General features: G+C 47.6%; 6 protein-coding genes and 1 pseudogene. All 7 read right to left on the reverse strand.

The window, feature by feature from the left end:
- Window positions 1-26 precede the first annotated feature (26 nt).
- Window positions 27-413, reverse strand: coding sequence for an arsenate reductase/protein-tyrosine-phosphatase family protein (locus F560_RS26380; protein ID WP_019007813.1), 387 nt, complete (start codon window positions 411-413; stop codon window positions 27-29).
- A gap of 42 nt (window positions 414-455) precedes the next feature.
- On the reverse strand, window positions 456-1,514 hold the full coding sequence (arsB, locus tag F560_RS0121690) for an ACR3 family arsenite efflux transporter (protein ID WP_019007814.1): 1,059 nt from the start codon (window positions 1,512-1,514) through the stop codon (window positions 456-458).
- Window positions 1,515-1,532: 18 nt separating this feature from the next.
- Window positions 1,533-1,856, reverse strand: coding sequence for an ArsR/SmtB family transcription factor (locus F560_RS0121695; protein WP_019007815.1), 324 nt, complete (start codon window positions 1,854-1,856; stop codon window positions 1,533-1,535).
- A gap of 165 nt (window positions 1,857-2,021) precedes the next feature.
- Complete coding sequence (locus tag F560_RS0121700; RefSeq protein ID WP_026298468.1) at window positions 2,022-2,813, reverse strand: arsenite methyltransferase; 792 nt, start codon at window positions 2,811-2,813, stop codon at window positions 2,022-2,024.
- Window positions 2,814-2,897: 84 nt separating this feature from the next.
- A complete protein-coding gene (gene sigZ, locus F560_RS0121705; RefSeq protein WP_019007817.1) occupies window positions 2,898-3,452 on the reverse strand; it encodes an RNA polymerase sigma factor SigZ in 555 nt (184 codons plus the stop codon).
- A gap of 41 nt (window positions 3,453-3,493) precedes the next feature.
- Window positions 3,494-4,551, reverse strand: a pseudogene (locus F560_RS24370) (flavin-containing monooxygenase).
- Between the two features lie 105 nt (window positions 4,552-4,656).
- On the reverse strand, window positions 4,657-5,094 hold the full coding sequence (locus F560_RS0121715; RefSeq protein ID WP_019007818.1) for a MarR family winged helix-turn-helix transcriptional regulator: 438 nt from the start codon (window positions 5,092-5,094) through the stop codon (window positions 4,657-4,659).
- Window positions 5,095-5,448 lie beyond the last annotated feature (354 nt).

Below are 5,448 nucleotides of genomic sequence, written 5' to 3' on the forward strand. Positions count from 1 at the left end.
GTTTCCGCCGCCGACTGCCGATCACACTAAGCGCTTCTCCACAACAAGGTGAGGGGACCAACTCTGCACATCGAACTGAAAACGCCGGGAGTCTTCTCAACCAGCTCATACTCTGTTACAATGATCATGTTGGGTAGGGGATGCATCCCGTGAGCCTGTTGCTGCAGGCCCACATAAAAGGGAAGCATCCTTTTCCTTTTCTGTGATACGGTCATTATATTCAGCAACTTCCGGACAGGCAATCCCATCAGCAATTGGACGTTATGCTTCAGCGGTAACATCAGACCATGCGCTTCAATACCCGCGCTGTACACTTCGTACTTGTCACCGAGATATTTTTTCCCGAATCCTTCTGCCATCTGGCTGCGGCAAGAATTACCGGTACATAAAAAGTAAACGATTTTTTTAGTCATATCGTGAGCACTCCCTTGGTTTGATATTGAAATTCCGTTTTGTCAGGATATGGTCTTAGGTTGGAAATACTTCCGCTGAAACCACAAGGCGACGTTGACCAAGGCAATCATGACCGGCACTTCCACCAAAGGCCCAATGACAGCTGCGAAAGCTGCGCCCGAATCAATACCGAAAACCCCCACTGCAACGGCAATAGCCAGTTCGAAGTTATTGGTTGCAGCCGTGAAGGCGAGTGTCGACGTAACCGCATAATTCGCTCCTGATTTTTTTCCCATATAGAACGAAATCAGGAACATCACCACGAAGTAAATGAGCAGCGGGATCGCGATCCGGACCACATCGAGCGGCAATTGAACAATGATATCGCCTTTTAACGAGAACATGACGATAATGGTAAATAATAAGGCAAACAGGGTAATGGGGCTGATTTTCGGAATAAAGACTTTTTCATACCAGGAACGTCCTTTTGCTTTCACGAATGTGAAACGGGTGATCATGCCCGCCAGGAACGGAATGCCCAAATAAATCAACACGCTTTTTGCCACTTCGGACATCGTAATGTCGACAACCATACCTTGCAAACCGAACCAGGCCGGCAAGATCGTCACAAAAAGATAAGTGTAAACGGAGTAAAACAACACTTGGAAAATCGAATTGAAAGCGACGAGTCCCGCGGCGTATTCGGTATCTCCTTTACACAAATCGTTCCAAACAATGACCATCGCAATACAACGGGCCAACCCGATCATAATCAGCCCGACCATATATTCGGGATATCCCTGTAAAAAGACGATCGCAAGGACGAACATGAAAATCGGACCGATGACCCAGTTTTGCACAAGGGAAAGCCCTAATATTTTTCCGTTCCGGAACACGCGCCCCAACTCTTCATACCGAACCTTTGCCAACGGCGGAACCATCATCAGAATCAATCCGATCGCAATGGGGATCGATGTCGTTCCCGCTTGAAATTGATCAAGAAACGAAACGAAATTCGGAAACAGAGAGCCTGTTCCAATTCCGACAGCCATCGCGGCAAAAATCCACAAAGTCAAATACCGGTCCAGAAAGGATAATTGTTTTCCAGCCTTTTCACTCATTTCTTTTACCCCTTTTGTTTACTCGCATCTGACCAACAGCCCCTGCTTTTCCAATTCCTTTAACTTCTCGGACAAATCGGGCAAATGGTTTAAAGCAAAACCGGTTTCCTCCAATTTCTTCTCATTCAACGAATAAAACACCCATTGACCTTTGCGCGTCTCATGGACCAGTTCGGCCGTTTTAAGACGACTCAAATGCTTGGAAATGGCCGGTTGTGAAATATTAAATATGGGAACCAGTTCACAGACGCAGCAATCGCGCGTGCGCAACAAAGAGATGATTTTCAACCGGGTCGGATCGGCAAGAGCTTTCAGCGTATCGGCCAATTTCTCGAATTCCATGGCCGCCTGTTCACCTCAAAATGAAATAGTTATATAACCATATTGTTATTTATAATTGCAAAAAAGTCAATGCCTTCACTTAAAATGATATCCGGCGGGATCAGATGTTTTCGAACGATGAAACAAAAATGAAGCCGGCGCGATGCCTGCCGGCTCCAACAACCTTTAAGGTTTTACCGCTTTAATGATCGCGGATACGATGTAGTCTTCAATGTTTGCTCCGGGCAGCCAATCTTTAATAAATGTTCTCGACTCGTCTTTCGGTTCAATCGTGATCCGGGTATAACCGCTTTGCTCCAGGATCATCTTCAATTCATCGATCGATGAAGCTCCAGACATGCAGCCGGAATACGCATCCAGGTCATTTTTGATTTCAGGCGGCAGCTCTGCCGTCAACACAACGTCGGATATGGCAAGCCGTCCTCCCGGTTTCAGCACGCGAAACGCTTCCCTGAACACCTGCGGCTTATCCGGCGACAAATTGATGACACAGTTGGAGATGATGACATCAACGGACTGATCGGCTACCGGCAAGTGTTCGATTTCCCCCAACCGAAACTCCACATTGGAAAAACCGCCCTTTGCCGCATTGGCGCGGGCTTTGCTGATCATTTCCGGCGTCATATCCACGCCGATGACCCGGCCTGTTTCCCCAACCTGACGGGAAACCAGGAAACAGTCGAAACCGCCGCCGCTGCCCAAATCCAACACGACCTCACCAGGTTTTACCTCCGCAATCGCCTGCGGATTTCCGCAGCCGAGGCCGAGATTCGAACCTTCGGGAACGGCGGACAATTCTTCCGCTGAGTACCCCAGTTTGGATGAAATCTCAGTTGGTGAGTCACAACATGAAGAAGGCGTCCAACAGCCAGTCCCCGCATTCACTTCCTGCAGGGCAATTTGCTTATAGCGGTTTCGGACATTTTGGCGGATTTGGTCTTTTGTGAGATCGCTCATCGTAATCCCTCCAGATTTATGATTAAAATTCGTTGCGTATAGGAAGACGACGCGTTTTGCAAAAAGACGCAAAACATGCTCATTTCATTTACAGGAATTGCATGTGCAGGCCGGATTTTTTTCTCTGAAGTCCAGAATATTCCCGTAACGATCCAATTCCAGATGACAGCAGGCAGAAATGAATTCCTTCAACTTTTGCCTCCCCCGTTGAACTCTGGATTTTGCGCCGGAAAATGAAATGCCCAATTTTTCGCTCAGGTCCTTTTGCGAAAGACCTTCAAGTTCGGTTAATTCAATGGCCTCCCGGTACTTTTCCGGCAATTGACGAATCATCGTCCGCAAGCATTTGGCAAGCTCCCTGTTCAAGTTCGCATCGTCCGGTTCATTTGATTCGGGCAATTCTTCGGGCAGCTCGACAACCGGTTTTTCCTTGCGATAATAATCAATGATGGAATGCCGGGCGATTTGATAGATCCACGATCGAAGTTTTTGTTCGTCACGAAGGCTGTCCATCCTGGTGTATATTTTCAGAAAAACATCCTGCAAAATGTCTTCGGCCTCTTGCACCCGATGCGTCCGGCGGATGATAAATGTTTTGAGGGGCTCGCGAAATGTGCGCCATAAAGTCTCGATTTCCATCCGAGGCGACCTCCCTTTGTAACGATTCAAAATAACATCGTTCATCTCTTCAAATGACGGAGCAATTTTCGCACCACAAATTTTGCGTCGGGACCGACTCCCTTAACGTCGCGGACGCAAACGACCGTTGGCCTTCGAGACCCACGTAATAAAGTCCAGGGACTGTCGTGCTGATCCCGGCCGCCTGCAAAGGACTCCCTTCAGCGTCCAGTGCGCCCGTGTTTCTTAAGTGGGCCAGATGGGGACGGTATCCTGTGGCAAAAATGACGGTGTCCACCCGCTCTTTTGTCCCATCCGGCCAAATCACGCCATCCGCATGAAAGGAAGCAAACATCGGCCTTTGATCCGGCTTGCCTGCCGCCAAGCATGCTTTGTAATTACCCAGATCAATAACCGCCCTCGGTCTTGGCACCACACCGCCAAAACGCCAGATCGGAAACGTATCGAAACCAAACGCTCTGATCCAAAAATGCAAATCTTGCCCCAGGATTCTTTGTTTGACAAACTTCACAGGCCGCAGTACCGCCAAAGACGTCCGGCTCACCTCGGCCAACTCGACGGCAATCTGAACGGCGGAGTTTCCGGCCCCGACAACCAACACCCTTTGATTCACAAACGGAGTAGGATTGCGGTATTCGGAAGAATGAAGGATATTTCCCCGAAACTTTTCCCGTCCTTTTATTACGGGCATATATGGATGTTGAAAAGCCCCCGTCGCGTTAATGACGGTTTTGCTCTCGTACCGGTCTCCGGATACGGTCCGAATCATGAATGTTTCACCGGTTTTCTCCACCGATTCAACACGCTGATTGGTTTTTATCGGCAACCTAAATGCTTTGGCGTATTCCTGCAAGTAATGAATGACTTCATCCCGCAGCGGATAATGATCGCCCGCACCCGGGAATTTCAAGCCAGGCAACGATGAGAAACGCGCGAGAGAAAACAATTTCAGACTGGCGTAATAATTCGGCCACGATCCGACTGCTTGCCCGTTCGCTTCCAAAATGAGAAACCGCAGTCCCTTCTTTTGCAAATGATACCCTGAAGCCAGACCTGCCTGACCTCCTCCGATGACGATGGTATCCCATACCTCTTTCATATCGACTTCCCCCCTCCAGAATTTACTTGCAAATAGCAAGTATTGAGGATTTTATTTGCAAACTGCAAGTATGCGGTGGCAAAACAACCTATGATTTTCCCGTTGTCAACCGCAACAAACCCCCGTTTTCTCCATGCATGCGTTTAACAGCTTCAGCGAGCGGATCACGGTATCTTTTTCAAACTCATTCATATGGGAGAAAATTTGAGTCAAGTAATCTTGAATCTGCTGCTCAATCGCTGCCGCGACAAATTTCCCTTCTGTCGTCAGTTCCAGGATATATACCCTTCGATCCAGATCAGAAGGTGTCTTTTTCACGAGCTTTTTCCGAATCAACGATTGAATTTGCCGGCTGAATGTGGTGATGTCCATTCCCAATGTCTCCGCAATCTGTTGCATGGACGGATGATGCTGCCGGTCAATCTCATAAAGGATATGGCTCTGAATTAAGGAGACACTCGTTCCGCCAACCGAACAACAATTTTTGTTCAAGAAACCAAAACGTCGAGTAATCAATTGGAGTACATGGCGGACATCTTCCATCACATTCACCTCCATATTATCGTTATACAATTTTTATTTGCATTTTGCAACTATAAATGAACAAAGATACTCTAACTAGTTTCCCCTGAAAAAGTCAGGGTGTTTTGAGCATAATTAAAAGGAATTCAGCACCTCAAAATGGAAATTGTTATTGACGAGATAACAAAGTTCCACACCCCGAGGGAAGAATTCCTTTGCTATAGGAGTTCAACAGAAGCCCTCGGGAATCCTTCCAAGAGGTGAAGAAAATGTTGAAACTTCGAGACGAGCAATTGACCATCTGGGATGCCATTCTCCCGGAATCTGTTAGAAAGTTGCCGGTCGAGCTTGCAATCATAGATCAATTACTGGACG

The sequence above is a fragment of the Cohnella laeviribosi DSM 21336 genome, from assembly GCF_000378425.1.
Classification (GTDB): Bacteria; Bacillota; Bacilli; order Paenibacillales; family Paenibacillaceae; genus Cohnella; species Cohnella laeviribosi.

What these genes read in the sequence shown, in the direction of transcription:
- sigZ (WP_019007817.1), bottom strand. Translation starts at nt 3,452, where the DNA reads ATGGAAATCGAGACTTTATGGCGCACATTTCGCGAGCCCCTCAAAACA.
- F560_RS26380 (WP_019007813.1), bottom strand. Translation starts at nt 413, where the DNA reads ATGACTAAAAAAATCGTTTACTTTTTATGTACCGGTAATTCTTGCCGC.
- arsB (WP_019007814.1), bottom strand. Translation starts at nt 1,514, where the DNA reads ATGAGTGAAAAGGCTGGAAAACAATTATCCTTTCTGGACCGGTATTTG.
- F560_RS0121695 (WP_019007815.1), bottom strand. Translation starts at nt 1,856, where the DNA reads ATGGAATTCGAGAAATTGGCCGATACGCTGAAAGCTCTTGCCGATCCG.
- F560_RS0121700 (WP_026298468.1), bottom strand. Translation starts at nt 2,813, where the DNA reads ATGAGCGATCTCACAAAAGACCAAATCCGCCAAAATGTCCGAAACCGC.
- F560_RS0121715 (WP_019007818.1), bottom strand. Translation starts at nt 5,094, where the DNA reads ATGGAAGATGTCCGCCATGTACTCCAATTGATTACTCGACGTTTTGGT.